This is a genomic window from Eleftheria terrae (genome assembly GCF_030419005.1).
Taxonomy (GTDB): Bacteria; Pseudomonadota; Gammaproteobacteria; order Burkholderiales; family Burkholderiaceae_C; genus Caldimonas; species Caldimonas terrae.
In genome coordinates this window covers 5,137,129-5,163,202 of sequence record NZ_CP106951.1, presented here as the reverse complement: position 1 = coordinate 5,163,202, position 26,074 = coordinate 5,137,129, and the positions used below count along the sequence as shown (strand labels likewise).

Genomic DNA, 26,074 nt, shown 5'->3' with positions numbered 1-26,074 from the left:
TTCTAAGGTTCACCAGACCAGCATCAGCTTGCCGATGTGCTGGTTCGACTCCATCAAGGCATGCGCTTCTGCCGCCTGTGCAGGTGCGAAGGTGCGAAACACCACCGGCGTGATGCGACGCTCTGCCAGCAGCGGCCACACCCGCTCGCGCAACTCGCGCGCGATGACCGCCTTGAACGCCACCGGCCGGGGACGCAGGGTCGAGCCGGTGACCGTGAGGCGGCGGCGCATCAGCGCCGAGAGGTCGAGCTCGGCCTTGCTGCCCCCCTGCAGCGCGATGATCACCAGGCGGCCGTCGTCGGCCAGGCAGTCGATCTCGCGCGGCAGGTAGTCGCCGGCCACCATGTCGAGAATCACGTCCGCGCCGCGGCCCTGCGTCAGCCGCTTGGTTTCGGCCGCGAAGTCCTGGCTGCGGTAGTTGATGGCATGGTCGGCCCCCAGCTTCAGGCAGGCCGCCACCTTCTCGTCGCTGCCGGCCGTTGCCAGCACCGTCGCGCCGAAGGCCTTGCCCAGCTGGATGGCGGTGACGCCGATGCCGCTGGTGCCGCCCTGCACCAGCAGCGTCTCGCCGGCCGCCAGGCGGCCGCGCTGGAACACGTTGGACCAGACGGTGAAGAAGGTCTCCGGCAGGCCGGCCGCCTCCACATCGGTCCAGCCTTCGGGCACCGGCAGGCATTGCGCCACCGGCGCCACGCACAACTCGGCATAGCCACCGCCCTGCACCAGCGCACAGACGCGGTCGCCGGGCCGGAAGCCGGCCTCGGCCATCGCCTGGGGGTCGCCGCCAACGATTTCGCCGGCCACTTCCAGGCCCGGGAGGTCACTGGCGCCGGGCGGCACCGGATAGTGGCCCTTGCGCTGCAGCACGTCCGGCCGGTTCACGCCCGAGGCGCGCACGCGAATCAGCACGTCGCCGGCGCCGGCGACCGGGTCCGGCCGCTGGCAGGCGCGCAGCACCTCCGGCGCGCCGTGTTCGGCAATCTCGATGGCTTGCATGGCAGGAGTCCCCCAGCGTGGAAACGCAGGCAAGAGGAAGAAGGCGCGCCCGCCGCCAGTCCGCAGACCGGGCCGGCGGGCACGCCCGCGGGCGCAGCCTTATTGCTGCTGTTGCTGTTGTTGCTGGTCGCCGCCTTCGTTGCGGTCGATCAGCACCTTGCGCGACAGCTTGACGCGGCCCTTCTCGTCGGTCTCCAGCACCTTGACCTTCACGATCTGGCCGACTTCGAGGTAGTCCTGCACGCGGTTGACGCGCTCATGGGCGATCTGGCTGATGTGCACCAGGCCATCCTTGCCCGGCAGCAGGTTCACCAGCGCACCGATGCCGTCCAGGATCTTGGTGACCGGGCCTTCGTAGACCTTGCCCACCTCGACCTCGGCGGTGATCTCCTCGATCCGCTTGCGGGCCAGCTCGGCCATCTCGGTGTCGGTGGAGGCGATGGTCACGGTGCCGTCGTCCTCGATGCTGATCTGGGCACCGGTTTCATCCTGCAGGCCGCGGATGGTCGCGCCGCCCTTGCCGATGACGTCGCGGATCTTCTCGGGGTTGATCTTCAGCGTGTACAGGCGGGGCGCGAACTGCGAGACCTCGGTCTTGGCACCGCCCATCGCCTCGACCATCTTGCCGAGGATGTGCAGGCGGGCTTCCTTGGCCTGGGCCAGCGCGACCTGCATGATCTCCTTGGTGATGCCCTGGATCTTGATGTCCATCTGCAGGGCCGTCACGCCGGTGGTGGAGCCGGCCACCTTGAAGTCCATGTCGCCGAGGTGATCCTCATCGCCCAGGATGTCGGTCAGCACCGCGAAGCGGTTGCCTTCCTTGATCAGGCCCATGGCGATGCCCGCCACATGCGCCTTCAGCGGCACGCCCGCGTCCAGCAGCGACAGGCAGCCGCCGCAGACCGAGGCCATCGACGACGAGCCATTGGACTCGGTGATCTCCGACACCACGCGGATCGCGTAGGCGAAGTCGTCCTTGGACGGCAGCACCGGGATCAGCGCCCGCTTGGCCAGGCGGCCGTGGCCGATCTCGCGGCGCTTGGGGCTGCCGACGCGACCGGTCTCGCCGGTGGCGAACGGAGGCATGTTGTAGTGCAGCATGAAGCGGTCGGTGAACTCGCCGCTCAGCGCATCGATGATCTGGGCGTCGCGCTCGGTACCGAGCGTGGCCACCACCACCGCCTGCGTTTCACCGCGGGTGAACAGGGCCGAGCCATGGGTGCGAGGCAGCACGCCGGTGCGGATCTCGATCGGGCGCACGGTGCGGGTGTCACGGCCGTCGATGCGCGGCTCGCCCGCCAGGATCTGGCTGCGCACGATGCGGGCCTCGATCTCGAACAGCAGGCCCTCGACCTTCACTTCGTCGAACTCGGCGCCTTCGGCCTTCAGCGCTTCCTTCACCGCGGCATAGGCGTCGCGGGTGGCCTGGGTGCGGGCCTGCTTGGAGCGGATTTGGTAGGCGGCGCGCAGCTTCTCTTCGGCCAGGCCATTCACCTTGGCGATGAAGGCTTCGTCCTTCGCCGGGGGCTGCCAGTCCCACTCGGGCTTGCCGGCTTCGCGCACCAGCTCATGGATGGCGTTGATGGCGATCTTGCCCTGCTCGTGGCCGAACACCACGGCGCCCAGCATGACGTCCTCCGGCAGCTGGTCGGCTTCGGACTCGACCATCAGCACGGCGGCTTCGGTGCCGGCCACCACCAGGTCCATGCGCGAGGTGGTCTGCTGCGTCTTGCTCGGGTTGAGCACGTACTCGCCGTTGATGTAGCCCACTCGCGCGGCGCCGATGGGGCCATTGAACGGGATGCCGGAGATCGACAGCGCAGCGCTGCTGGCGATCATGGCGGCGATGTCGGCATCGACCTCGGGGTTCAGCGACAGCACGTGGATGACGAGCTGCACTTCGTTGAAGAAGCCTTCGGGAAACAGCGGGCGGATCGGACGGTCGATCAGGCGCGAGGTCAGGGTTTCCAGCTCGCTGGGGCGGCCTTCACGCTTGAAGAAGCTGCCCGGGATCTTGCCGGCGGCATAGGTCTTCTCGATGTAGTCGACCGTCAGCGGGAAGAAGTCCTGGCCCGGCTTCGGGTTCTTGGCGGCGACGACGGTGGCCAGCACCACGGTGTCGTCGATGTCCACCAGCACTGCGCCGGTGGCCTGGCGAGCGATTTCGCCGGTTTCCATGCGGACCGTGTTCTGGCCCCATTGGAAGGTCTTCGTGACTTTGTTGAACAGACTGCTCATGAGTGTCTCCAGTGATACTTGCGCGTTGTGGCAGCGCATTTGGCCTGGAGTCGCCCGCCGTAGCGCGGATGCCATTCCAGCGGGACTGCCGGTGCGGCAACCCCCCTGGAATGACACAGCAACGCTTTACGTCGGCACGGCTCCAAAAACAAAGAGCCTGTACTGGCAATCCCAGACAGGCTCTCTTTCATTGTCGGCAGCTTACTTGCGCAGGCCCAGCTTCTGGATCAGCGCGGTGTAGCGGTCGGCGTCCTTACCCTTCAGGTAAGCCAGCAGGCGCTTGCGACGGTTCACCATCTTCAGCAGGCCGCGGCGGCCATGGTGATCCTTGGCATGCAGCTTGAAGTGGGGGGTCAGCTCGTTGATGCGGGCGGTCAGCAGAGCGACCTGCACTTCGGGAGAGCCGGTGTCGGCAGCGCCACGGGCGTTGGCCTTGATGATGTCGGCCTTGTTCATTTCTGCAACGGACATTTTTACTCGATTCCTTGAATGGAAACCGCTGCCCGGAACAGAGCCTGCGGTTTCGTTTTCACTTGCGGTCGCGGGTGAAACCAACTCGCGCCGTGCGTTTCCTGCCTGGCCGGCCCGGGCCTTGAGGCACCAGGCAGGCACTCCCCTGAACGGGCAGCCTTCGGGCAGGAAGCCGGGATTATACGGCAAGCCGTGGACCGCTTGCCCACCAGCGTGGCACCGGCGGCGCAGCCCGCTGCGTCACGGCCGCGTCATGCGGCAGCTGGTGGGCTGCTCGGTGGCCTCCGGCGTGAGATAGCGCATGGTCTTGAAGCCGTAGCCGGAGCCTTCGTTGTCGAAGCGCGCGCCGTCGCCGCCGGCGCGCTGCATCTGGCTGACGTAGAGCGGCTGGATGAACTGATGGTCGGCCGCCCGCATGCGCCCGGCATGGAAGCCGCCCAGGCTGCGACCGTCGTAGGCGGCCCCCTCCATCGCGCGGGCCACCTTGGCCGGCTCGGCACTGCCGGCCTTCTGCATGGACTGCACCAGCAGCTCCACCATGGCCTGCATGCGCGCGTGCACATAGTCGTCGGCCGGTTGCGGGAAACGCTGGCGGAAGCTGGCATAGAAGGCGTCGGAGCTGGGCGTGCCGACATTGGGATGCCACTCGGCCACCGCCAGGACCTTGCCGACCCCGGCATCGCCGATGGCCGCCGGCGCACCGAGGGCATTGCCGTAGAAGGTATAGAACTTCGCATCGAGGCCCGCCTCGCGCGCCGCGCGGATCAGCAGCGTCAGGTCGTTGCCCCAGTTGCCGGTGACCACGGCTTGCGCGCCGGCCGCCTTCATCTTGGCGGCATAGGGCAGGAAGTCCTTGATGCGGCCCAGCGGGTGCAGCTCCTGCCCCACCACCTCGATGTCGGGGCGGCGGGCCGCCAGCATCTCGCGGCTCTTGCGCACCACATGCTGGCCGAAGCTGTAGTCCTGGCCGATCAGGTAGACGCGATGCACGCCACGGTCGGCCGCCAGCACATCCATCAGCGCTGCCAGTCGCATGTCGGCATGGGCGTCGAAGCGGAAATGCCAGAAGCTGCATTTCTCGTTGGTCAACGCCGGGTCCACCGCGGAGTAGTTCAGGAACAGCGCCTGGCGCTGTGGCTCGCGCTGGTTGTGCTTGTTGACCGCGTCGAGCAGTGCCGCGGCAGTGGCCGAGCTGTTGCCCTGCAGGACAAAGCCGGCGCCCTGGTCCACCGCCGCGCGGAACATCGACAAGGCTTCCTCGGTGTTGCCCTTGCTGTCGAGCCGCAGCAGCTCCAGCTTGCGGGCGCCGCCGGGCAGCTTCACGCCGCCGCGGGCGTTGACCCGCTCCACCGCCCAGGCGATGTTGCGGTGCACCGCCTCGCCGGCGTTCGCGAAGCTGCCGGACAGGCCTTCGACCAGGGCCAGCTTGATGGTCGGCGCCGGCGCCTGGGCGCAGGCCGCCGTGCCGAGCAGGGCCGCAGCGAGCACAGCGACCATGCGGCGTGCACTTTGCACGCCGCGTGTGGAGAGGACAGCAGGATGGAAGGAAGTGCGCATCTTGAAAAGAAAAAAGCCGCACTCAATTCCTGCGGCATGGGGCTGCAGACTGCGCAGCGACCGCAACGATTGTAGGAGTTCCGATGTTCGTGATGCCCATTGCCCGTACCGCCCGCAGCACCGCCCTGCGCCCCGATGTGCTGCGTGCCGTCGACCGCCTGCTGCACGACGGCTTGCAAGCCCGCGGCCAGGCGACCGAAGAGCACCGCGCCGAAGCGAGTCGCGCGCCGGCGCTCGACATCGTGGAGACCGCCACCGCCTATCTCGTCACCGCCGACCTGCCTGGCGTGACGCGCGAAGACATCCAGCTGTCGGTGGAAGGCCGCCGCGTACAGCTGCTGGCGGAGGCCAAGGCGGCCTCCGCTGCGCCGGACGCCGAGGCACCGCGCATGCTCTACCGCGAGCGCGCACCCGCCCGCTATGCGCGCAGCTTCACCCTGCCGGCGGCGGTGGACCAGGCCGGGGCCCAGGCCCGCTTCGACAACGGCGTGCTGAGGTTGACGCTGCCGAAGCAGGCCGCCGCCCAGCGCGTGCAGATCCGGGTGAACTGAGCCCGCGTGAACTGAGCCGCATCGGGACGCCAGGCTGATGGCGTTGCGGCCCTGGTGCGGCCGCGTCGAACCCGGAGCCGCCGGGCGGCGTGGCGAGAGGCGCCCCTGAAAGCACCCCTTGTCCCGATGCACGCCGCAGTCAGACCGAGGCGAGGTCCCAGCGGGGCTTGACGTCGAAGGCGTAGTCGCAGCGGGCCTGGGCGCGGCCGGCCTGCAGCCGCATGGCGCCGGCCAGCGCGATCATCGCGCCGTTGTCGGTGCACAGGGCCAGCTCCGGATAGTGCACCCGCACGCCACGACGACGGCAGGCCTCGTCGAGCTGGCTGCGCAGGGACCGGTTGGCGCCGACACCACCCGCCACCACCAGACGCTTGAGTCCGGTCTGCTTGAGCGCCTTGAGCGACTTCTTCAGCAACACCTCGACGATGGCGGCCTGGGTCGAGGCAGCCAGATGAGCCCGGTCCTGCTCACACACGTTGCTGCCGAGCTTGCGCACCTGGGTCCAGACGGCCGTCTTCAGGCCCGCGAAGGAAAAATCGAGGTTGCCACTGTGCAGCAGGGGCCGCGGCAGCTCGAAGGCGGCCGGGTCCCCGAACTCGGCCAGGCGCGCCAGCTGAGGGCCGCCCGGATAGCCGAGGCCCAACAGCTTGGCCGATTTGTCGAAGGCCTCGCCGGCGGCATCGTCGATCGTCTCGCCGAGCAGTTCGTATTGCCCCACGCCATCCACCCGCATCAGCTGCGTGTGCCCTCCAGAGACGAGCAGGGCCACGAAGGGAAACTCCGGCGGATCCGTCGACAGGAAGGGCGACAACAGATGCCCTTCCAAATGGTGCACTCCCAGCACCGGCTTGCCCAGGGCGGCACCCAGCGCACAGGCTGCCCCCGCGCCGACAAGCAGCGCGCCCGCCAGGCCCGGGCCACGCGTGTAGGCCACCACGTCGACCTCCGCCAGGCTGCGCCCGCTGTCCTGCAAGACCTGCCGCGCCAGCGGCAGCACCCGCCGGATGTGGTCGCGTGAGGCGAGCTCGGGCACCACCCCTCCATAGGCCTGGTGCATCTCGATCTGGCTGTGCAGGGCATGCGACAGCAGGCGAGGCACGGCAGAGCCGACGTTCTGTACCAGCGCTACGCCGGTTTCGTCGCAAGACGATTCAATCCCGATCACCAACATGGGACAAAGTGTAGCGGCAGCGACAAAGTCATTCGCCGGCGCTCCTCGACCATCCTTTCGCAGCCTTTTGTCACGCCTGGACACGCGCGATCCGCGTCTGATGTGAGGAATGTCACTTAGGGTGCCGGACCGGCAAGTTAGTCTCGCCCCCCGTCGCACTGTGCACAGTGCCTTCCCGACCAGAGAGCCCAGGGACCATGAAGGAATACAAACTGTCCGGCTGGCCCGAGTTGCCGAGCGCTTACCAGCGCACGGCTTACCAGCGCATGCTGCACCAGATGTCGCACGGCTTCGTGCCGCTGGCGCAGCTGGTGCGCGCCAGCGGGCTGGGCAAGGACTCGGTGAAGGCCTTCCTGTTGCAGTTGGGCAACCGCGGCGTGCTGATGGAGCGGGAACGCGTGATGGCCCCCCTGCTTCTCACCCTGGCCAGCCGTTCGCTGGACTGGCTCAAGCGAACGTTCAAGTGCCAAATGCCGCGCCGCAGCTGAGCCAGCGTCGCAGCATCGATCTCGCCCTTCGCCGGCGTGGGCCGCTGGCTACCACGCCATACCGGTCTCGGTGCGGATGGCACTCTCAGCCCAGCCGGCATGAAGCGACACTGGATCGCTTAGCACAGATCCACGCGAACGCCCGTGAGGCATGTCGCGTTGCAGCCTCCATCACCGCGTCTTGTCGCCTCCCTTTCACACCAAGGCGAGGGATTGATACAAATACTTACCAATGAAAAACTCCACCTCCTTGTAGCGACAGCCCGCCGGGCCGTCAACGAGAGTCGGAGTATCGAAATGAGAGTTGGAGCCATCAAAGCGGCGCTTGCCGCAGTCACCATCGCTGTTCTGTCCGGGTGTGCCACTCTGCCGGCACCCGAGGTGATGAAGGCGGAAGTCGCTTCGTACCAGCTGCCCAAGCTGCCGCAGGAAGGCCAGGCGATCGTCTACGTCGTGCGCCCTTCGGGCCTCGGCACGCTGATCCGCTTCAACGTCTTCGTGGACGATCAGGAGACCGACTCGGAGATGGGATACACCCGTGGCTCCCAGTTCATCTACTTCAATCTGAAGCCGGGCACGCACCGCATCTACTCGAAGGCGGAGAACTGGGCCGAGGCGGAAGTCACCGCAAACGCGGGTGACATCATCTTCCTGCAACAGGAACCCGCGATGGGTATCGTGATGGCGCGCAACAACCTCTTCGCACTGCCGGACTACCAAGGTAAGTACCATGTCAAGACCCTGACGCTCGGCACGATTCACAAGACCGACAAGTGATGCGCGCGAGCCGCTTGCAGCGACTGCGGGCGGCGCGCGCCGACACTCCTGAGGAGAATGCTGGCACCTCTCGCCGGACCGTTCCTGTTGCGCAGCTGTACACCGGCAATCGACAGGATGCCGAGCTGATCTTGCTCTCGCATCCGCGCTAGCGGTACCGGACCGACGGGAACGCTGGCTCCCGGCACGGAGCAACATCGCCCGAATCAGATGGCCCGGGTCTTGCTTTGAATGCTGGCCCTCTGCGTTGGGCGATTGCTCCTTATCTCCTCAGGGCTCCGGCCCTTCTCGGTCTTCGCACCTTCGCGTGGCAAAGACCGTTTTTTTTGGGGCGTCAGCGCGCCCGGCGGCCGGCCCACCACCAGATCAGTGCACCAGCAAGCATCATCGGCACGCTCAGCCATTGGCCCATGCTCAATCCCAGTGCAAGCAGGTTGAGGAAACGGTCGGGCTCGCGGAAGTACTCGGCGATGAAGCGGAAGGTGCCGTAGCCAAACAGGAAGGCGCCGGAGACCTGGCCAGTAGCGCGCGGCTTGCGGGCATAGAGCCACAACAGGACAAAAAGCAACAGGCCTTCCATGCCGAATTGGTACAGCGGCGAGGGATGGCGGGGATCGTTGGTGCCCGACTGGGGGAAGACCATGGCCCACGGCAGGTCCGGGTCGGCCGGCCGGCCCCACAGCTCCCCGTTGATGAAGTTGCCGATGCGACCCGAGGCGAGGCCGGTCGGCACGCAAGGCGCGATCAGGTCGGTCACTTCGAAGAAGCGGCGCTGGCGCGTGCGGGCGAACACCGCCATCGCCACCAGCACGCCCAGCAGGCCGCCGTGGAAGGCCATGCCGCCCTCCCACACCTTGAAGATTTCCAGTGGCTGCGTCAGGTAGAACACCGGCTTGTAGAAGAGCACGTAACCCAGCCGCCCGCCCAGCACGACGCCGAGCACACCGTAGAACAGCAGGTCTTCGATGTCGCGGCGGCTCCAGCCGGCCTGCGCCCATTGCGGCTGCTTGACACGCAGCGAACCGAGCCACAGGAAGAGCCCGAAGGCAACGAGGTAGGTCAGGCCGTACCAGTGGATGGCGAGCGGGCCGAGCTTGACGGCGATGGGGTCGAACTGGGGATGCACCAGCATCAGCGGGTCCTTGTGGTTGGGCTCATGGCGCGACGATCTGCGCCTGCACATGGTCGACGAAGCGATCCACCACCGGATGGTGCTGCGGCGCCCAGAGCAGGCTGGTTTCACAGGCCAGGCCGCTCGTCGGCAGCGGACGATAGACCACTCCGGGGCGCTGCAACCGGGTCACCGAGGCCGGCACCCACGCCACCCCCATGCCGGCCGACACGAGGTTGACGATGGTTTGCATCTGGTTCGCTTCCTGGCCGATGTGCGGCGCCCATTGATGGGCGCTGTACAGCGAAAGCACCGCATCATAAAGGGAGGGCGCGATGCCGCGCGGGAAGATCACCAGCGGTTCCGCCAGCACCGCAGACAGCGCCGGTGCCTCGCCTTCGGCCAGCACATGGTCGCTTGGCAGGGCCAGCACGAGCGGCTCGCGCAACACCACCTGCGACTCGAAGCCGGCCACGCCGCTGGCCCCCGGCGCATGCAGCACGAAGCCGGCGTCGATCTCGCCGGCCGCGAAGGCGGCCAGCTGCACATCCAGCGTCGCCTCCTGAAGGGCGAGCTCGACGCCGGGCCAGGCCTCCCGGAAGCTTTTGAGCCAGTGCGGCAGCGGGCCGTAGCCGATGGTGGACACAAAGGCCAGCCGCAGCCGGCCCAGCCCGCCCTGCGCGGCGGCACGCGCCAGCGGCCCCAGCCGATCGGCGTCAGCCAGCAGTCGCCGCGCCTCGGGCAGCAGCACCGCCCCGGCCGCACTCAGTGCGACCGAGCGGCGGGTGCGCCGGAACAGCTCCACGCCCAGCAAGGCCTCGAGCTGGCGGATGGCCATGGTCAGGGGCGGCTGCGTCATGTGAAGGCGGGCAGCGGCGCGGCCGAAGTGCAGTTCCTCGGCCACCGCAACGAATTGCCTGAGCTGCCTCAGTTCCACGGGCGCCCTTTCATATATCCGATGAATCAATCACAGCTGAAAGATATATTGGAGCAGAGAGAACCGTCGCCGCATACTGTGGGGCTCCAGACCCCCACGAATCCCCGAAGAGGACGCCATGAGCATCAACCGCCGCTCCAAGAACATCACCGAGGGCGTGGCGCGCGCGCCCAACCGCTCGATGTACTACGCGCTCGGCTACCAGGCCGAGGACTTTCGCAAGCCGATGATCGGCGTGGCCAACGGCCACTCGACCATCACGCCCTGCAACTCGGGCCTGCAGCGGCTGGCCGACGCGGCGGTGGCCGGCATCGAGGAGGCCGGCGGCAACGCGCAGATCTTCGGCACGCCGACCATCAGCGACGGCATGGCGATGGGCACGGAAGGCATGAAGTACTCGCTGGTCTCGCGCGAGGTGATCTCCGACTGCATCGAGACCTGCGTGCAGGGCCAGTGGATGGACGGCGTGCTGGTGGTCGGCGGCTGCGACAAGAACATGCCGGGCGGGCTGATGGGCATCCTGCGCGCCAACGTGCCGGCCATCTACGTCTACGGTGGCACCATCCTGCCGGGCCACTACAAGGGCCAGGACCTGAACATCGTCAGCGTCTTCGAGGCGGTCGGCCAGTTCTCGGCCGGCAAGATGAGCGAGGAAGACTTCTGCGAGATCGAGCGCCGCGCCATCCCCGGCAGCGGCTCCTGCGGCGGCATGTACACCGCCAACACGATGAGCTCGGCCTTCGAGGCGCTGGGCATGAGCCTGCCCTACTCCTCCACCATGGCCAACCCGCACGAGGAAAAGGCCAACTCGGCGAAGGAATCGGCCCGCGTGCTGGTGGAGGCCGTGCGGCAGGACCTCAAGCCGCGCGACATCGTCACCCGCAAGGCCATCGAGAACGCGGTGGCGGTGATCCTGGCCACGGGCGGCTCCACCAACGCAGTGCTGCACTTCCTGGCCATCGCACATGCCGCGGAGGTGGAGTGGACCATCGACGACTTCGAGCGCATGCGCAAGAAGGTGCCGGTGCTGTGCGACCTGAAGCCGTCCGGCAAGTACCTGGCGGTCGACCTGCACCGGGCCGGTGGCATTCCCCAGGTGATGAAGGTGCTGCTGAAGGCCGGGCTCCTGCATGGCGACTGCATCACCATCACCGGCAAGACGGTGGCGGAGAACCTGGCCGACGTGCCGGACGAGCCGCGCGCGGACCAGGATGTCATTCGGCCCATCTCGCAGGCGCTCTATCCCGAAGGCCACCTGGCCATCCTGCGCGGCAACCTCGCCACCGAGGGCGCGGTGGCCAAGATCACCGGCTTGAAGAACCCGGTGATCACCGGCCCGGCACGGGTCTTCGACGATGAGCAGTCGGCCCTGGCCGCCATCATGGCCAAGCAGATCCAGGCCGGCGACGTGATGGTGCTGCGCTACCTGGGCCCCAAGGGTGGCCCCGGCATGCCGGAGATGCTGGCGCCCACCGGCGCGCTGATCGGCCAGGGGCTGGGCGAGTCGGTCGGCCTGATCACCGATGGTCGCTTCTCCGGCGGCACCTGGGGCATGGTGGTGGGGCATGTGGCGCCGGAAGCGGCGGCGGGCGGCACCATCGCCCTGGTGCAGGAGGGGGACTCCATCACCATCGACGCGCACCAGCTGCTGCTGCAGCTCAACGTGTCCGACGAGGAACTGGCACGTCGCCGCGCCGCCTGGAAGGCGCCGCTGCCGCGCTACACCCGCGGCGTGCTGGCGAAGTTCGCGCGCAATGCGTCGAGCGCCAGCTCGGGCGCGGTGCTCGACAAGTTCGAGTGAACCCGGCGGCCCCGGGGCGCCGGCCGCGCTCCGGGCGCTGCCCCTCAGTCGAGGAAGCGGGCCGCCTGCTCCGGCGTCGGCATCAGGCAGGCCTCGCTGCGGCCGAACAGGCGATAGCGATGGCGAGCCACCCAGCGGTAGAGCCGGTCGCGCAACGGGGCCGGCACCAGCCAGGCCAGCCAGGCCAGGCGCCACGCACCACCAAGTGTGTGCAGCACTCGCAGGATGGCGGCGGTGTGCTGCCAGGAACGGCCGCCGTCCAGCACCAGCAGCGTTTCCAGGCCCTGCAGTGGCAGGCCGGCGGCCTGCAGCAGCGCGCGGCCGGTGGCTCCCTGCATCGACGCGAAGCGGATCCGGCCCTGCCGGTCGTGTTGCAGAAGGAACTGCACCCAGCGGCTGCACAACAGGCACTGCGCGTCGAACACCACGATCATCCCTGCCGCTCCCATTCGCAGCTGTCCAGGTCGAGGTGGCCCTGGTAGCGCGCGACCTGCCCGCATCCTGGCACCCAGGCGCCGACATCGAAGTGCAGCCGCCGCCCCGCGCCGCTCTCCACCGCGCGCACCTCGGGCATCAGCCAGCGTGGGCAGGGAATGCCGAGGAAGCGCAGGCCTTGCAAGACCATTTCAAGACGGCCCTCGCGCTCGCGCAGCTCGAACACCAGCTCGGCGGCGCCGAGGCGCTCCACCAGCCGGCGGCCGCGCAACTGCAGGCAGGAGGACATGGTGCTGAGTGGAAAGTGGCGGGTCCACACCTCCAGCGCCGGCCGCGCGTCCAGCGCGAAGCGGATCGGCCCGGCACTGGCCCGCAACGGCGCCCGCAGCGCCCAGGCCAGCAGGCGGGCAAGCCAGCCGGCCGGTGCCTGCACGACGACCTCGCCGCGCAGCGCCAGGCGGCCGGCCAGCCGATGAAAGTCTTGCACGGCAGGCGCCAGCCGACCATACGCCTCCCCCATCACCGACTCGTACATGGACGGCACTGGCGCCGCCACTGCTTGCCGCGTGGCGCCTGCCGGCGTTTCCGAAGCACCGTGCTGCCTTGCGGGCCTCATGGCTCGATCTCCTTCATCACAATCTGCAGTCCCTGCGCCTGCGCGGCGACATCGTCCAGCGTGAGCAGGCCCAGACAGGGCAGCGCACCTCGGTGGACCAGGTCACCGCCGGCCAGCCGGCGGGCCAGCGCCGCCGCCGCGAGTGTCGGCACCGAGGGTCCGTCGCCCGCGGTGGCCAGCAATTCCCATTGCCGGCGAGCCGGGCGCCCTGCGGCGTCCAGGCCCTGCACCTCCACATGCATGGCTCCCGCATCCGAACCGAAGCGGCGCACGCGGTCGGCCACCGCCTTCAGCAGCCGGGCATGCGCCGACCAGTCGCGCACCCAGCCACGCCGGGCGAGGGCCGCCATGAGGTTCATGCCGCGGTGCATCCAGCGCAGCTCCAGCCCGGCGCCGAAACGCACCGCCGGCTGCCCGGGATAGCGTGCCGGCAGCAGCGCGAGGTCGGGCACATCGCAAGGCGACAGCAGCCGCTCGCCGACCGGCGCTGCATAGCGGTGCCGCCAGCTGCCGGACCAGCCGACAGCCCCGCTGCGGCCGGGCAGTGGCTGCCCGCAATAGCTCAGGATGGCGGTCACGGTGGCCAGGCCGCGGTCGGTCCGGTTGCCGGGACTGATGCCGATGTCGATGCGGTCGACCCGCTGCCAGCCGGCGGCCAGGTGGTCGGCCGCTGCGGCAGAGAGGGCCGGCACCGAACTGGCGCCGCTGGCCACCAGCACACCACGGCGACATGCGGCGGCATCCAGCCCGCCAATGCCGCAGACGAACTCGCGGCCGTCGGCAAGGTCGACATAGTGCGTGCGAGCGTCAATGCAGGCCTGCGCCACCCGATAGTCCTGGCCCTGGAAGGGCCCCGAGGTGTGCACCACCAGCTGCGGCTGCCACTGCTGCAGCGCCTGCGCGAGCGATGCGGGTGCCGTGGCGTCCAGCCTGGTGGCCTCCAGCCGGGCGCGTGCGGCCGGCTGCAAGGCCGCGACGGCGGACCGTGCCTGCTCCAGCGAACGGCCACCCAGCACCACTTCGTAGCGTGGATCACGGCCCAGCCGCTCCACCAGCCGGCGCCCGAAAAAGCCGTAGCCGCCGATCACGAGAACACGAAAACCCGACATGCCTGGGACAATGAGAGGCAGGACCGGCGGCAAAGCAGCCGCCATGCTCACCGCTGCGCACGCTCCCGCGGCCCGGAACCAGCGCCTGGATCGGGCGGCCCCGCGCCACAGCACGGCACCGGCCGGCCACACTCCGGCGCACGCCGCATGTCAGCGACGCTTGCGCGGCTCCATGCCGAGCGCAGCCAGGTTCTTCTTGCGGCGCTCCTCCTTGCGGGCCTCCATCTTCTCGACCTCACGTCGCTTGGTGTAGCCGGTGCCGTCCGCCCACATCCACCAGAAGATGGCAGCCAGGAAGGGCGACAGCACCCACCACCACTCCCAGGCCGCGACCGGCCCGAACTCGGCCCACTTCATCAGGATGAAGAGCAGGCCCAAGCCGACAAACCACATGACTTTTTCTCCACGGTGCGAACTGTTTTCCCTCAAGGAAAGGTTTCAGCCCGCCGAATAGAATACGTTGAACAAAATGTATCCCAAACCCCACGTGAACCGAAAGGAAGCAATGAAACACGCCCTCGCTCTCGTTGCCGCACTGAGCGCGACCTGCGCCGCCTCTCCCGCGTTCGCCAGCCAGCAATTGGCCCAGCAGAAGAACTGCATGGCCTGCCACGCCACCGACAAGAAGCTGGTGGGCCCGTCCTTCAAGGACGTGGCGGCCAAGTACGCCGGCCAGAAGGACGCGGCCGACAAGCTGGCTCAGAAGGTCATCAAGGGTGGCGCCGGCGTGTGGGGCCCGGTGCCGATGCCGGCCAACGCGCAAGTCAGCGAAGCCGAAGCCAAGCAACTGGTGCAGTGGGTGTTGTCCGTCAAGTGACGCTCCCGCCCGCTCCCGGGCCGCGACTTCCAAAACCCGCCCGGCTGTCGGCCCTGGCGGGTTTTTTCATCATGGGCGCTCCAGTGTCACCTCCACCCACCCCCGGAGGCTGTTGAAGAAGGCGAGGCCGTCGGCACGCTCGAGGCAGCCGATGTCGAGGATGGCCTCGGCCAGCTGCCCCTGCTCGAGCAGCTCGGCGCGCAGCACGCCGTCGAGCAGCCCGCAGCCGAGCGCCGGCGTCAGCCAGCGGCCCTCCAGGCGCACCGCCAGGTTGCCGCGGGTGAACTCGGTGAGCTGGCCTTGCTCATTCCACAGCAGGGTGTCGAACACGCCGGGTTCGGCCGGCGCGAAAGCATCGTAGGCATCGCGACGAGTGGTCTTGAAGCGCACGAATTCGCTGCCGGCATCGATGGCGCGGGTGGCCAGACGCACCTTCTGGCCGGCCGGCGTCGGCGCCAGCGCGAAGGCCTCCAGCCGCACCCGGCCGTCGGGCGGCAGCAGCAGCCGCACGCGCCAGTCGCCCCGCACATGGGTGGCAGCCAGGGCGCGCAGGGCCCGCTCGACGGACTCGCGTTCGAAGGCGTGCCCGAAATGGCCGGCGGCGCGTTCGAGGCGCTGCAGGTGGCGCCCGACCCGCAGCCACTGGCCCTCGTGCAGCCGCAGCGTCTCCAGCAACTCGAAGGGCCGGGCCGCACGCTCCAGGAAGCGGCGCTTGACCTGCCACTCGCGCCGCTCCGCCGCCGCTTGCGCGTCGGCCGTGATGCCGCTGCCGATGCCGCACACCGCCTGCCCGCCGGCCCGCAGCTCCAGCGTGCGAATCGGCACGTTGAAGGTGGCTGCGCCACCCGGCCGCAGCACGCCGACCGCGCCGCAGTAAACCCCCCGCGGGCCGTCTTCGAGCTGGCGGATCCAGTGCATGGCCCGCAGTTTCGGTGCGCCGGTGACCGAGCCGCAGGGAAACAGCGCACGGAACACGTCCGACAGCCGGGTGCCCGGGCGGGTGCGGGCCTCCACGTCGGAGGTCATCTGCCACAGCGTGGGCCAAGCCTCGGTATGGAAGAGCCGCGGCACCCGGACGCTGAACGGCTCGGCCACGCGCGAGAGATCGTTGCGGATGAGGTCGACGATCATCAGGTTCTCGGCACGCTCCTTCTCGGAGCTGACCAGGTGGCGCGCGGCCGCCTCGTCCTCGGCCGGTGTGCCGCCGCGCGGCGCGGTGCCCTTCATCGGCCGCGACAGGAGGCCGGGCGGCTGCCAGTCGAAGAAGAGCTCGGGCGACAAGGACAGCACCTGACCGTCGCCGGTCTCGATCAAGGCCAGCAGGCCGCGCGGCTGGGCGCGGCGCAAGGCGTCGAACAGGGCGCGCGGTGAGCCGGCGAAGGCGCTGCGCAACCGGGTCGTGTGGTTGACCTGGTAGACCTCGCCAGCGGCTATGGCCTGGTGGATGCAATCGATGTCGGCAGCGAAGCGCTGTGCGTCGATCCCGTCCTGCCATTGCATGGGGGCGTAGCTCTCTGGGGGATCGGGCGGTGCCGTCCACGCCTGGGCGGCATCGAACACCGCGAACCAGGCCAGCGGGCCGTCGGGTGCATGCACCTCGGCCCGCGGCTCGAAGGCCGGTGCCGCCTCGTAGCGCACATAGCCGACACACCAGCTGCCCTGCAGCGATTGCTGCCAGGCCGCATCGATGACAGCGGCCACCTCGTCCAGGCGCAACGCCTGCAGCACCGCGCGTGGCTGCGAAAAGCTGCGGCGCAGCGGTTCGCCGCCGCGCGGCGACGCGAAATCGACAAGGGCGGAAACAGCAGGGAATGCGGAGGGAAACGACATCGCCGCGGTACAGAGTCTGGCGGCGAAGTCTAAACCCGCGCCGGGCCGGCCTGGCGGCCGCCCCGGCGCCTCGCGTCAGTTGGTCTGCGACAACTGTTCGAGGATGGCCGGGTTCTCCAGGGTCGAGGTGTCCTGCGTGATCGCCTCGCCCTTGGCGATGGCGCGCAGCAGGCGGCGCATGATCTTGCCGGAACGGGTCTTGGGCAGGTTGTCGCCAAAGCGGATGTCCTTGGGCTTGGCGATCGGGCCGATCTCCTTGCCCACCCACTCGCGCAATTCCTTGGCGATGCGCTTGGCTTCCTCGCCCTCGGGCCGGGGCCGCTTCAGCACCACGAAGGCGCAGACCGCCTCGCCGGTGGTGTCGTCCGGGCGGCCGACCACCGCGGCCTCCGCCACCAGCTCGGTGTGCGAGACCAGGGCGGATTCGATCTCCATTGTGCCCATCCGGTGGCCGGAGACGTTCAGCACGTCGTCGATGCGGCCGGTGATGGTGAAGTAGCCGGTCTTGGCATCCCGCACCGCGCCATCGCCGGCCAGGTAGTACTTGCCCTGGAAATCGGCCGGGTAGTAGCTCTTCTTGAAGCGCTCGGGGTCGCCGTAGATGGTGCGGATCATCGACGGCCAGGGCTTCTTCACCACCAGGATGCCGCCCTGCCCCCAGGGCACCTCCTTGCCGGTCTCGTCGACCACCGCGGCCATGATGCCGGGGAAAGGCAGGCTGCAGGAGCCGGGCACCAGCGGCGTGGCGCCGGGCAGCGGCGTGATCATGTGGCCGCCCGTCTCGGTTTGCCAGAAAGTGTCGACGATGGGGCAACGGCCGCCACCGACGTTCTGGTGGTACCACTCCCAGGCGGCCGGGTTGATGGGCTCACCGACCGAGCCGAGCACGCGCAGCGACGTGAGGTCGTAGTTGCGGGGATCCGCCGCGGGATTGACCTCGGCGGCCTTGATCAGCGAGCGGATGGCTGTCGGCGCGGTGTAGAAGATGGTGACCTTGTGGTCCTGGATCATGCGCCAGAAGCGGCCGGCGTCCGGATAGGTCGGCACGCCTTCGAACACCACCTGGGTGGCGCCGTTGGCCAGCGGCCCGTAGGTGATGTAGGTGTGGCCGGTGACCCAGCCGATGTCGGCGGTGCACCAGAAGATGTCATCCGGGCGCAGGTCGAAGGTCCACTTGGTGGTGAGCGCCGCATGCAGCAGGTAGCCGCCGCTGGCATGCTGCACCCCCTTGGGCTTGCCCGTGGAGCCGGAGGTGTAGAGCAGGAACAGCGGATGTTCAGCGCCCACCCATTCGGGCTCGCACTGCGTCGGTTGCGCCGCCATCGCGTCGTGCAGCCAGCGGTCGCGCGCCGGGTCGAAGTTGACGTTGCCGCCGGTGCGGCGATAGACCAGCACCTGGCGAACGCTGTCGCAGCCGCCGAGCGAGAGCGCCTCGTCGACGATGGCTTTCAGCGGCAGCTGCTTGCCGCCTCGCAGCTGCTCGTCGGCGGTGATGACGGCCACGGCGCCAGCGTCCTCGATGCGGTCGCGCAGGCTCTGTGCCGAGAAGCCGCCGAACACCACCGAATGGGTGGCGCCGATGCGGGCACAGGCCTGCATGGCCAGCACGCCTTCGACCGACATCGGCATGTAGATGACAACCCGGTCGCCCTTCTTCACCCCTGCCTCGCGCAGTGCATTGGCCAGCTGGCAGGTGCGCTCCAGCAGCTGGCGGTAGGTGTGGCGGCTCACCTGGCCATCGTCGGTCTCGAACACGATGGCGGTCTTGTCACCCAGGCCGCGCTCGACATTGAGGTCCAGGCAGTTGTAGGAGACGTTCAGCGTGCCGTCCTCGAACCACTTGAAGAAGGGTGCCTGGCTCTCGTCGAGCACCTGGGTGAAGGGCTGCCGCCAGGTGACGAACTCGCGGGCCAGCCGGGCCCAGTAGCCCTGGTAGTCGCGCTCGGCTTCGTCACACAGCTGGCGATAGGCATCCATTCCGGAGACATGCGCTTGCCTCGCGATCGCCTCGGGCGGCGGATAGATTCGGGTTTCATGCTCAGGGGTCGACATGGCGGTCTCCTTTCAAGGGGCAATGATGATCCTCATCTCGGCCGCAATCTTGCGATCGGCGAGCGCTGCACTGCGTGGCGCAGCAGCTGTTTTGGTCGGCGCACCTTAGTGGGAGCCTCTTACGAACGGCTTACTCTGGCGGCGGCGGTCCCTGCCGCTGGCCGCGGCGTGCGGGGGACGCCAGGTCGCCCCTTACCCCTCATTCTGGCCCAGGCGCGCGGCCTGCCGGCGGCGCAAGCCGAGGCCCGCGCCCCCGCGCAAGCGAAGGCCGGGCCAGAGCGCATGGCAGGTGAGCGGACGGGACGGGCCGAGGCGACATGGTCGCGCACAGTACCTGCTCTGCCGGCACAGCACCGCTGGCAAGGTCGACAGTGATTGGGCAGCCGGCGACGAGGGCACGAGCGACTCGCGGGGCGCCGTCGCCATTCGCGCACGCGCCGCGCTTCCACGGACGAGGTCCCGGGCAGGGTCCCGCAGGACCACATGCGCAAGAGATCGCGCCCTGCGCCACCGGTCGGGGTCGGACGGTGCGCCGGTGCGGCACGGCGGGCCGCGCATGGCCAAGCGCTTCACGCCCGTCCGGGCCGCGGGGGCGGCGGGCGCGGCGCGCACCGGCCCACGGCATCCAGTGAGTGCCGACTCCGCGGCCGGCGGCGTGCAAAAGTACGTGGAACCCGCCCCGGTAGGCCCTGCGGCCGCGAGAGATAATCCAGGGCTTGCCCGAGACCCTCTGACACCATGACCACCACGATCAAACACGACGACCTGGTCGAGAGCGTCGCCGCCTCGCTCCAGTACATCAGCTACTACCACCCGGCCGACTACATCCAGCACCTGGCGCGCGCCTACGAGCGCGAGGAATCGCCGGCGGCCAAGGACGCGATTGCACAGATCCTGACCAATTCGAAGATGAGTGCCGAAGGCCGGCGCCCCATCTGCCAGGACACCGGGATCGTGAACGTGTTCATGAAGATCGGCATGGACGTGCGCTTCGAGGGCTTCCCCGGCTCGATCGCCGACGCGGTCAACGAGGGCGTGCGCCGCGGCTACATGAACCCCGAGAACAAGTTGCGTGCCTCGGTGCTGAGCGATCCGCACTTCGAGCGCAAGAACACCAAGGACAACACGCCGGCCGTGATCCACATGGAAGTGGTGCCGGGCAACACGGTGGACATCATCGTCGCGGCCAAAGGCGGCGGCTCCGAGAACAAGTCGAAGTTCGCGATGATGAACCCGAGCGACTCGCTGGTCGACTGGGTGCTCAAGACGGTGCCCCTGATGGGCGCCGGCTGGTGCCCGCCCGGCATGCTGGGCATCGGCATCGGCGGCACGGCCGAGAAGGCGATGCTGCTGGCCAAGGAGTCGCTGATGGAAGACATCGACATGTACGAGCTGCTGCAGCGCGGCCCGCAGAACAAGCTCGAAGAGCTGCGCCTGGAGCTGTACGAGAAGGTCAACGCGCTGGGCATCGGCGCCCAGGGCCTGGGCGGCCTGACGACGGTGCTGGACATCAAGATCAAGACCTACCCGACGCATGCAGCGTCCAAGCCGGTGGCGATGATCCCGAACTGTGCCGCGACGCGCCACGCGCACTTCGTGCTGGACGGCTCGGGCCCGGCCTACCTGGAGCCGCCCAGCCTCGACCTGTGGCCTGACGTGCAGTGGGCGCCGGACTACAACAAGTCGAAAAAGGTCGACCTCAACACCCTCACCAAGGAAGAGGTGGCCAACTGGAAGCCGGGTGACACCCTGCTGCTGAGCGGCAAGATGCTGACCGGCCGCGACGCGGCGCACAAGCGCATCCAGGACATGCTGGCCAAGGGCGAGCCGCTGCCGGTCGACTTCACCAACCGCGTCATCTACTACGTGGGCCCGGTGGATCCGGTGCGCGACGAGGTGATGGGGCCGGCCGGCCCGACCACCGCCACCCGCATGGACAAGTTCACCGACATGATGCTGGCCCGCACCGGCCTGATTGCGATGGTGGGCAAGGCCGAGCGCGGCCCGGTCGCGATCGAGGCGATCCAGAAGCACAAGAGCGCCTACCTGATGGCAGTGGGCGGCGCCGCCTACCTGGTCTCCAAGGCCATCAAGGGAGCCCGGGTGGTGGGCTTCGAAGACCTGGGCATGGAAGCAATCTACGAGTTCGACGTGCAGGACATGCCGGTGACGGTGGCCGTCGATGCGGGCGGCACCTCGGCCCACATCACCGGCCCGCGCGAGTGGCAGGCCAAGATCGGCAAGATCCCGGTGGCGGCGGCCTGAAGCAGGCCGGCATCCAGCCGAACTGAACGGGGGCCTTCGGGCCCCCGCTTCGTTTCAGGACAGGCGGCTTGGCGGCGCGATGAAGACGGGCTTGAACGCTCCGGCCAGGGGAACTATGCTGTACGCCCATACAGTGTCCTGGGACCCCCAGCCGCCGCCCGGGCCGGCCGGGTGGGCTGTTCCCGATGGCTGCCCGGTGGAGACGCTTCATGTCGAATACAACCGTCAAACCCATTCCGGACGGCTATGCCGCCGTCACCCCCTACCTCACCATCAGCGGCGCGAGCGAGGCCATCGAGTTCTACAAGAAGGTCTTCGGCGCCGTCGAGCGCATGTGCATGAAGGCGCCCGACGGCAAGGTGGCGCATGCGGAACTGGTGATCGGCGGCTCGGTGCTGATGCTGCATGAGGAATCTCCCGAGTGGAAGGCCTTCAGCCCGCGCACCATCGGCGACTCGGCCAGCAGCGTCATGCTCTACGTCGACGATGTCGATGCCGTGGTGCAAGGTGCGGTCGACGCCGGCGCCACCCTGCTGATGGCGGTGGCAGACCAGTTCTACGGCGACCGCAGCGGCAGCGTGAAGGATCCCTTCGGGCACAAGTGGCACATCGCCACCCATGTCGAGGATGTGTCGCCAGAGGAAATCGAGCGCCGCGCCGCCGAGATGTTCGGGCAGGGCCAAGCGCGCGAAGCTTGATTTCATTCGCTGGGCGAGGCGCACGCGCTTGCTGCGGCCGGGCAGCGGGCGCCAGGCAGGGCCGGCAAGCGCAACCTGCGAGCGCCCGCTCAGGCAGGCGCCCTGCGGGCCGCGCTCGCCGCGCAGGGCGGCGCTGCACCACGGGTGCAATGCGCGCCCGAGGCGAGGCCTGAAGCGCCGGCTGCCGCACCCCCGCAGTACTGGCTTGCGTTGGTCGAGCAGTGGCTGCAGCGCGGGCCGCACCCGCTTGCAGCGCTCGGCCTGCGCGACACGCAGCAGGGCCACGGACAGCTGCGGGTTGCCTGCTCATTCGCCCCTCGCGACGAAGGTGCGGTCAGGTTACCGCTGAAGCCGCCACACTTGCGGGCAGGAAGTGAAACGCAGCGGCCGCCGCCTGCCGCGGCATCGAAGCCGTCCCTGTGAACGAGCAGAGGCACCAGCCACAACGCCAGGCACTCGACGCGACGAACGGGTGATGAGCGGGGCCTTCCTGCAGGGACTGGATGAAGCAAGCGCTCGTGCACCCACCGCAGGTCGATCGTAGGGCAAGCGTTGCGCCATGACCCCGGTTGACCGTTTCCGGTCGCTGCTCCTGGTCCGGCGTCCGATCATTGTCGACATCCTCTTGGCCACCTGCCGCCGCTTGCGTCGACCGGCTTCAGCCCGAAGCAGTGGATGAAGGTGATGCTCCACCCCAGCGGCCGGAACTTCGCGCTCGGGCAGGCGACCGCTTGCAGGCAGGGGCCCGAACCTGCCGACCGCGCTGCCTGGCTCAGTGCAATCCCGCGCGCGGTGGCACTGCCCGCCCTGAGCCGCCTCACGCCACCCGCGACACCTTCGCGCCGGCCCCCGCCACCTCATCGCCCCGCACCTGCCGCACCACCCGCTGCGGATACGGAATCTCCACGCCCGCTGCTTCCACCGCCTGCAGGATGGCCACGTTCACGTCCGAAAGCACGTTGGCCTGGCCCTGGCCCGGATCCGCGATCCAGAACTGCACGGTGATCTCCAGCCCATCGGCCACGAAAGCCGTCAGGTGCAGGCTGGGTGCGGGCTCGGCCAGCACACGCGGCACCTCGCGCACCAGGGCCAGCACCTGCTCCCGCAGCACGGTGAAATCGGTGCCGTAGGCCACGCGGAACACCGTGCTCAGCTGCTGGCTCGGGTCGGCCTGCGAGGCATTCTCGACCCGCTGCGTCATCAGCAACTCGTTCGGTACGATGGACTCGCGCCCATTGGCCGCCCGGATCACGGTGAAGCGGGTGTTGATGTCGATGATGCGCCCCTCGAAGTTGTCGACCTTCACCAGGTCGCCGATGCGCAGGCTGCGCTCGGCCAGGATGACGAAGCCGCTGACATAGTTCGACGCCAGCTTCTGCAGGCCGAAACCCAGCCCCACCCCGATCGCACCGCCAAACACCGACAGGGCCGTCAGGTCGATGCCGGCGGCCGACAGCGCCAGCAGCAGGCCCACCAGCAGCAGCAGCGAGCGCGTGGCATTGGCCGCGATCTTGCGCAGCGACAGGTTGTGCGTGGCGCCCTTGAGCAGGCGTGATTCAATGGCCGACGAGATCCACAAGGCCACCATCAGCACCACCACCGCGCTCAGCGTGCCCTCGATCAGGTTGCGCAGCGAGACCCGCGCGGCACCGATCTTCCAGTGCACCTGGTCGAGCTCCTGCATCACCAACGGCAGCAGGCCGGTGACCCACAGCACCATGCCGGCCCAGGCCAGCCAGGAGATCGACTGCTCCGCCACGCGCAGCAGGGTCGACGAGGGGAAGGCCGTCGTCAGCACCCGCACGCTGACCCGGATGACGAGCAGCGACACCAGGATGGGCACCGCCAGCCTGAACACCGCGATCGGCACCCACTGCGCCACCAGCGGCCGCACCGCCAAAGCCAGCACCAGCGCCAGCACCGGGAAGAGCACACCGTCCCAGCCCCGCTCGCCGAGCCACACCGGCAGGCGCCGGGTGTCGACACGCTGGCGCAGCAGGCGGGTGGTGAGGTAGGACAGCAGCAGGCAGGCCGACAGCACGGCCAGCTCCAGCAAGGCACCGGGCCGGGTCAGGGAATGCAGCAGTTCGCCGAGATCGGCGGTCAAGGGAGTGGCAACCATGGAAAAAAAGAAGCTGAGGTTGTTCGTCAGCGGTGCCGGCCGGCGGCGCGGCCTCACCTCGGCCCGCCGGGGCAGGCCAGGCCTCGCACCCCGGGGGCGCAAGGCCGCCAGAGGGCGCTACACGCCCGCCAGCACCCGCACGTGCGCGGCGACACTGCGAGCCAGCGCACTGAGACTGTAGCCGCCTTCGAGGCAGGACACGATACGGCCCTTGGCATGCCGCTCGGCCACCTCCTTGATGCGGCGGGTCAGCCATTCGTAGTCCGCCTCGACCAGGCCGAGCTGGCCGAGGTCGTCCTCCCGATGGGCGTCGAAGCCGGCCGAGATGAAGATCATCTCCGGCTTGAAGCGCTCCAGCCGGGGCATCCAGATGGCCTCCACCAGCTCGCGGATCTCCATGCCCTTGGTGTAGGCCGGCACCGGCAGGTTGACCATGTTGTCGGCCGCCGGCTCGGTGCCCGAGAACGGGTACAGCGGATGCTGGAAGAAGCTGACCATCAACACGCGCTCGTCACCTGCCAGGATGTCCTCGGTGCCATTGCCATGATGTACGTCGAAGTCCACCACCGCGACCCGCCGCAGGCCACGCACGTCGAGCGCATGGCGGGCGGCAATCGCCACGTTGTTCAGGAAGCAGAAGCCCATCGCCTGCGAGCGCGTGGCGTGGTGGCCGGGCGGTCGCACCGCGCAGAAGGCGTTTTCCAGCTCGCGGTCGATCACTGCGTCCGTCGCGGCCACCGCGGCGCCCGCCGCGCGCCGGGCGGCGGTCCAGGTCTCGGCGACCAGCACGGTGTCCGGATCGAGGGCATGCGGCTCGCCGGTCTGCACCACCTGCTCGGCCAGGTCCTTCAGATGGATCAGATAGGCGGTGGTATGCGCGAGCGACACATCACCCAGCGCCACCTCGGGGGCCTCGCGCTTGTCGAGCGCGATGTCGAGGCCGCTGGCCAGCAGGAAATCGTCGATCGCATCCAGGCGTTCGGGGCATTCGGGATGGCCCTGGCCCATGTGGTGGCGGTGGCAATCGGGATGGCTGTAGTAGCCGGTCGCCATTGTGCAAAGGTCCCCGTCTTCGAATCTGGATTTCAGGTATGGTGCCGGGCATGAACAGCACCGTGCACGAGCAGCTTCAGCGGCTGCTGGATCAGGTTAACACGATCATTGTCGGCAAGCGCCAGCAGGTGGAGGACAGCGTGGCCTGCCTGCTGGCCGGCGGCCACCTGCTGATCGAGGATGTGCCGGGCGTCGGCAAGACGACGCTGGCACACGCGCTGGCGGTCTCGTTGGGCCTGCGCTTCTCGCGGGTGCAGTTCACGGCGGACCTGATGCCGTCCGACCTGGTGGGCGTCAGCATCTACGAGCGCGGCAAGGAAGCCTTCGTGTTCCACCCCGGCCCGGTGTTCGCCCAGGTGCTGCTGGCCGACGAGATCAACCGCGCCGGCCCCAAGACCCAGAGCGCGCTGCTCGAAGCGATGGAAGAACACCAGGTCAGCACCGAAGGCGAGACCCGCCCGCTGCCCTCGCCCTTCTTCGTCATTGCCACGCAGAACCCGAGCGACCAGCTGGGCACCTACCCCTTGCCCGAATCGCAGCTCGACCGCTTCCTGATCTGCATCACGCTCGGCTATCCCGACCGCGCCTCCGAGCGGCTGCTGCTGGCCGGCGAGAACCGGCGCAATGCCATCGAGCACCTGGGGGCGGTGATGTCGCCGGCCGACCTGCTGGCTGCCCAGCAGGCGGTGCTGCAGGTGCACGCGGCCGACCCCCTGCTCGACTACCTGCAGGACCTGATCGCCGCCACCCGCTCAGGCCGCTGGTTCGTCGAGGGGCTGAGCCCGCGGGCCGGCATTGCGGTGCTGCGTGCGGCCAAGGCGCGGGCGCTGCTGGCGCAACGCAGCTATGTCGCACCCGACGATATCCAGGCCATCCTGCCGCAGGCCGTCGCGCATCGCCTGGTACCGGTGGCCAGCAGCGGGCGCGGCCGGCTCGAGCAGGTGCGGGCCATGATCGAGGCAGTGCCGCTGCCCTGAAG

23 protein-coding genes are annotated in these 26,074 nt (G+C 68.6%); 8 read left to right on the top strand and 15 right to left on the bottom strand.

Annotated elements, in window-relative coordinates:
• Positions 1–9: 9 nt before the first annotated feature.
• The 4 genes from N7L95_RS23210 to N7L95_RS23195 all read right to left on the bottom strand — a co-directional run bounded on the left by N7L95_RS23210 (position 10) and on the right by N7L95_RS23195 (position 5,202).
• The gene (locus tag N7L95_RS23210; RefSeq protein ID WP_301257611.1) at positions 10–996 is read right to left on the bottom strand and encodes an NAD(P)H-quinone oxidoreductase; all 987 of its coding nucleotides are present in this window, start codon (positions 994–996) and stop codon (positions 10–12) included.
• A 99-nt stretch (positions 997–1,095) separates the two neighbouring features.
• Positions 1,096–3,234: a polyribonucleotide nucleotidyltransferase gene (gene pnp, locus N7L95_RS23205; protein WP_301257610.1), complete on the bottom strand. Its 2,139-nt coding sequence runs from the start codon at positions 3,232–3,234 to the stop codon at positions 1,096–1,098.
• A gap of 201 nt (positions 3,235–3,435) precedes the next feature.
• On the bottom strand, positions 3,436–3,705 hold the full coding sequence (gene rpsO / locus N7L95_RS23200; protein WP_301257609.1) for a 30S ribosomal protein S15: 270 nt from the start codon (positions 3,703–3,705) through the stop codon (positions 3,436–3,438).
• Between the two features lie 240 nt (positions 3,706–3,945).
• Complete coding sequence (locus tag N7L95_RS23195) at positions 3,946–5,202, bottom strand: branched-chain amino acid ABC transporter substrate-binding protein (protein WP_301257608.1); 1,257 nt, start codon at positions 5,200–5,202, stop codon at positions 3,946–3,948.
• A 143-nt stretch (positions 5,203–5,345) separates the two neighbouring features.
• On the opposite strand from N7L95_RS23195, the gene N7L95_RS23190 reads away from it, so the two are divergent.
• On the top strand, positions 5,346–5,813 hold the full coding sequence (locus tag N7L95_RS23190) for an Hsp20/alpha crystallin family protein (protein WP_301257607.1): 468 nt from the start codon (positions 5,346–5,348) through the stop codon (positions 5,811–5,813).
• Positions 5,814–5,952: 139 nt separating this feature from the next.
• Here N7L95_RS23190 and tsaD read toward each other — a convergent pair whose 3' ends face one another.
• On the bottom strand, positions 5,953–6,984 hold the full coding sequence (gene tsaD / locus N7L95_RS23185) for a tRNA (adenosine(37)-N6)-threonylcarbamoyltransferase complex transferase subunit TsaD (RefSeq protein ID WP_301257606.1): 1,032 nt from the start codon (positions 6,982–6,984) through the stop codon (positions 5,953–5,955).
• Between the two features lie 197 nt (positions 6,985–7,181).
• Here tsaD and N7L95_RS23180 point away from each other — a divergent pair, with 197 nt between their 5' ends.
• Positions 7,182–7,472, top strand: a complete 291-nt coding sequence (locus tag N7L95_RS23180) for a hypothetical protein (protein ID WP_301257605.1) — start codon at positions 7,182–7,184, stop codon at positions 7,470–7,472.
• Positions 7,473–7,769: 297 nt separating this feature from the next.
• Positions 7,770–8,249: a DUF2846 domain-containing protein gene (locus N7L95_RS23175; protein WP_301257604.1), complete on the top strand. Its 480-nt coding sequence runs from the start codon at positions 7,770–7,772 to the stop codon at positions 8,247–8,249.
• Between the two features lie 334 nt (positions 8,250–8,583).
• Here the strand turns inward: N7L95_RS23175 and lgt are convergent, their stop codons facing one another.
• On the bottom strand, positions 8,584–9,381 hold the full coding sequence (lgt, locus tag N7L95_RS23170) for a prolipoprotein diacylglyceryl transferase (protein ID WP_301257603.1): 798 nt from the start codon (positions 9,379–9,381) through the stop codon (positions 8,584–8,586).
• Positions 9,382–9,403: 22 nt separating this feature from the next.
• Complete coding sequence (locus N7L95_RS23165; RefSeq protein ID WP_301257602.1) at positions 9,404–10,297, bottom strand: LysR family transcriptional regulator; 894 nt, start codon at positions 10,295–10,297, stop codon at positions 9,404–9,406.
• Positions 10,298–10,415: 118 nt separating this feature from the next.
• Between N7L95_RS23165 and ilvD the strand changes: the two genes are divergently transcribed.
• Entirely contained in the window at positions 10,416–12,098 is a 1,683-nt protein-coding gene (gene ilvD / locus N7L95_RS23160; RefSeq protein ID WP_301257601.1) for a dihydroxy-acid dehydratase, read from the top strand.
• Positions 12,099–12,142: 44 nt separating this feature from the next.
• On the opposite strand, the gene N7L95_RS23155 is transcribed toward ilvD, so the two are convergent.
• The 4 genes from N7L95_RS23155 to N7L95_RS23140 form a co-directional block, all read right to left on the bottom strand.
• Positions 12,143–12,532 carry a thiol-disulfide oxidoreductase DCC family protein gene (locus N7L95_RS23155; protein ID WP_301257600.1) on the bottom strand — a complete coding sequence of 130 codons (390 nt, stop codon included), beginning with the start codon at positions 12,530–12,532 and terminating at the stop codon, positions 12,143–12,145.
• Positions 12,529–13,068, bottom strand: coding sequence for a DUF4166 domain-containing protein (locus N7L95_RS23150; RefSeq protein WP_301260218.1), 540 nt, complete (start codon positions 13,066–13,068; stop codon positions 12,529–12,531). The genes N7L95_RS23155 and N7L95_RS23150 overlap by 4 nt, the downstream gene beginning before the upstream one ends.
• 77 nt (positions 13,069–13,145) lie before the next feature.
• Positions 13,146–14,258 carry a saccharopine dehydrogenase family protein gene (locus N7L95_RS23145; RefSeq protein ID WP_301257599.1) on the bottom strand — a complete coding sequence of 371 codons (1,113 nt, stop codon included), beginning with the start codon at positions 14,256–14,258 and terminating at the stop codon, positions 13,146–13,148.
• A gap of 150 nt (positions 14,259–14,408) precedes the next feature.
• Entirely contained in the window at positions 14,409–14,651 is a 243-nt protein-coding gene (locus N7L95_RS23140; protein WP_301257598.1) for a TIGR04438 family Trp-rich protein, read from the bottom strand.
• A 112-nt stretch (positions 14,652–14,763) separates the two neighbouring features.
• Between N7L95_RS23140 and N7L95_RS23135 the strand changes: the two genes are divergently transcribed.
• The gene (locus N7L95_RS23135; protein WP_301257597.1) at positions 14,764–15,075 is read left to right on the top strand and encodes a c-type cytochrome; all 312 of its coding nucleotides are present in this window, start codon (positions 14,764–14,766) and stop codon (positions 15,073–15,075) included.
• A gap of 69 nt (positions 15,076–15,144) precedes the next feature.
• Here the strand turns inward: N7L95_RS23135 and pabB are convergent, their stop codons facing one another.
• Both pabB and acs read right to left on the bottom strand, forming a co-directional pair.
• The gene (gene pabB, locus N7L95_RS23130) at positions 15,145–16,905 is read right to left on the bottom strand and encodes an aminodeoxychorismate synthase component I (RefSeq protein ID WP_301257596.1); all 1,761 of its coding nucleotides are present in this window, start codon (positions 16,903–16,905) and stop codon (positions 15,145–15,147) included.
• A 75-nt stretch (positions 16,906–16,980) separates the two neighbouring features.
• On the bottom strand, positions 16,981–18,957 hold the full coding sequence (gene acs / locus N7L95_RS23125; RefSeq protein ID WP_301257595.1) for an acetate--CoA ligase: 1,977 nt from the start codon (positions 18,955–18,957) through the stop codon (positions 16,981–16,983).
• Between the two features lie 738 nt (positions 18,958–19,695).
• Between acs and N7L95_RS23120 the strand changes: the two genes are divergently transcribed.
• A complete protein-coding gene (locus N7L95_RS23120) occupies positions 19,696–21,222 on the top strand; it encodes a fumarate hydratase (protein ID WP_301257594.1) in 1,527 nt (508 codons plus the stop codon).
• 209 nt (positions 21,223–21,431) lie between these two features.
• Positions 21,432–21,920: a VOC family protein gene (locus N7L95_RS23115; RefSeq protein WP_301257593.1), complete on the top strand. Its 489-nt coding sequence runs from the start codon at positions 21,432–21,434 to the stop codon at positions 21,918–21,920.
• Between the two features lie 817 nt (positions 21,921–22,737).
• Here the strand turns inward: N7L95_RS23115 and N7L95_RS23110 are convergent.
• Positions 22,738–24,027: a mechanosensitive ion channel family protein gene (locus tag N7L95_RS23110; protein WP_363324855.1), complete on the bottom strand. Its 1,290-nt coding sequence runs from the start codon at positions 24,025–24,027 to the stop codon at positions 22,738–22,740.
• 132 nt (positions 24,028–24,159) lie between these two features.
• Positions 24,160–25,095, bottom strand: a complete 936-nt coding sequence (locus tag N7L95_RS23105) for a histone deacetylase family protein (RefSeq protein ID WP_301257591.1) — start codon at positions 25,093–25,095, stop codon at positions 24,160–24,162.
• 50 nt (positions 25,096–25,145) lie between these two features.
• Here N7L95_RS23105 and N7L95_RS23100 point away from each other — a divergent pair, with 50 nt between their 5' ends.
• Positions 25,146–26,072 (top strand): AAA family ATPase, encoded by a 927-nt coding sequence (locus N7L95_RS23100; protein WP_301257590.1) that lies wholly within the window; start codon positions 25,146–25,148, stop codon positions 26,070–26,072.
• Positions 26,073–26,074: the final 2 nt, after the last annotated feature.

Bases quoted from the DNA above. Each gene is read 5' to 3' on its own strand.
- N7L95_RS23210 (WP_301257611.1), bottom strand. From the start codon at position 996: ATGCAAGCCATCGAGATTGCCGAACACGGCGCGCCGGAGGTGCTGCGC.
- pnp (WP_301257610.1), bottom strand. From the start codon at position 3,234: ATGAGCAGTCTGTTCAACAAAGTCACGAAGACCTTCCAATGGGGCCAG.
- rpsO (WP_301257609.1), bottom strand. From the start codon at position 3,705: ATGTCCGTTGCAGAAATGAACAAGGCCGACATCATCAAGGCCAACGCC.
- N7L95_RS23195 (WP_301257608.1), bottom strand. From the start codon at position 5,202: ATGGTCGCTGTGCTCGCTGCGGCCCTGCTCGGCACGGCGGCCTGCGCC.
- N7L95_RS23190 (WP_301257607.1), top strand. From the start codon at position 5,346: ATGTTCGTGATGCCCATTGCCCGTACCGCCCGCAGCACCGCCCTGCGC.
- tsaD (WP_301257606.1), bottom strand. From the start codon at position 6,984: ATGTTGGTGATCGGGATTGAATCGTCTTGCGACGAAACCGGCGTAGCG.
- N7L95_RS23180 (WP_301257605.1), top strand. From the start codon at position 7,182: ATGAAGGAATACAAACTGTCCGGCTGGCCCGAGTTGCCGAGCGCTTAC.
- N7L95_RS23175 (WP_301257604.1), top strand. From the start codon at position 7,770: ATGAGAGTTGGAGCCATCAAAGCGGCGCTTGCCGCAGTCACCATCGCT.
- lgt (WP_301257603.1), bottom strand. From the start codon at position 9,381: ATGCTGGTGCATCCCCAGTTCGACCCCATCGCCGTCAAGCTCGGCCCG.
- ilvD (WP_301257601.1), top strand. From the start codon at position 10,416: ATGAGCATCAACCGCCGCTCCAAGAACATCACCGAGGGCGTGGCGCGC.
- N7L95_RS23155 (WP_301257600.1), bottom strand. From the start codon at position 12,532: ATGATCGTGGTGTTCGACGCGCAGTGCCTGTTGTGCAGCCGCTGGGTG.
- N7L95_RS23150 (WP_301260218.1), bottom strand. From the start codon at position 13,068: ATGTACGAGTCGGTGATGGGGGAGGCGTATGGTCGGCTGGCGCCTGCC.
- N7L95_RS23145 (WP_301257599.1), bottom strand. From the start codon at position 14,258: ATGTCGGGTTTTCGTGTTCTCGTGATCGGCGGCTACGGCTTTTTCGGG.
- N7L95_RS23140 (WP_301257598.1), bottom strand. From the start codon at position 14,651: ATGTGGTTTGTCGGCTTGGGCCTGCTCTTCATCCTGATGAAGTGGGCC.
- N7L95_RS23135 (WP_301257597.1), top strand. From the start codon at position 14,764: ATGAAACACGCCCTCGCTCTCGTTGCCGCACTGAGCGCGACCTGCGCC.
- pabB (WP_301257596.1), bottom strand. From the start codon at position 16,905: ATGTCGTTTCCCTCCGCATTCCCTGCTGTTTCCGCCCTTGTCGATTTC.
- acs (WP_301257595.1), bottom strand. From the start codon at position 18,957: ATGTCGACCCCTGAGCATGAAACCCGAATCTATCCGCCGCCCGAGGCG.
- N7L95_RS23120 (WP_301257594.1), top strand. From the start codon at position 19,696: ATGACCACCACGATCAAACACGACGACCTGGTCGAGAGCGTCGCCGCC.
- N7L95_RS23115 (WP_301257593.1), top strand. From the start codon at position 21,432: ATGTCGAATACAACCGTCAAACCCATTCCGGACGGCTATGCCGCCGTC.
- N7L95_RS23105 (WP_301257591.1), bottom strand. From the start codon at position 25,095: ATGGCGACCGGCTACTACAGCCATCCCGATTGCCACCGCCACCACATG.
- N7L95_RS23100 (WP_301257590.1), top strand. From the start codon at position 25,146: ATGAACAGCACCGTGCACGAGCAGCTTCAGCGGCTGCTGGATCAGGTT.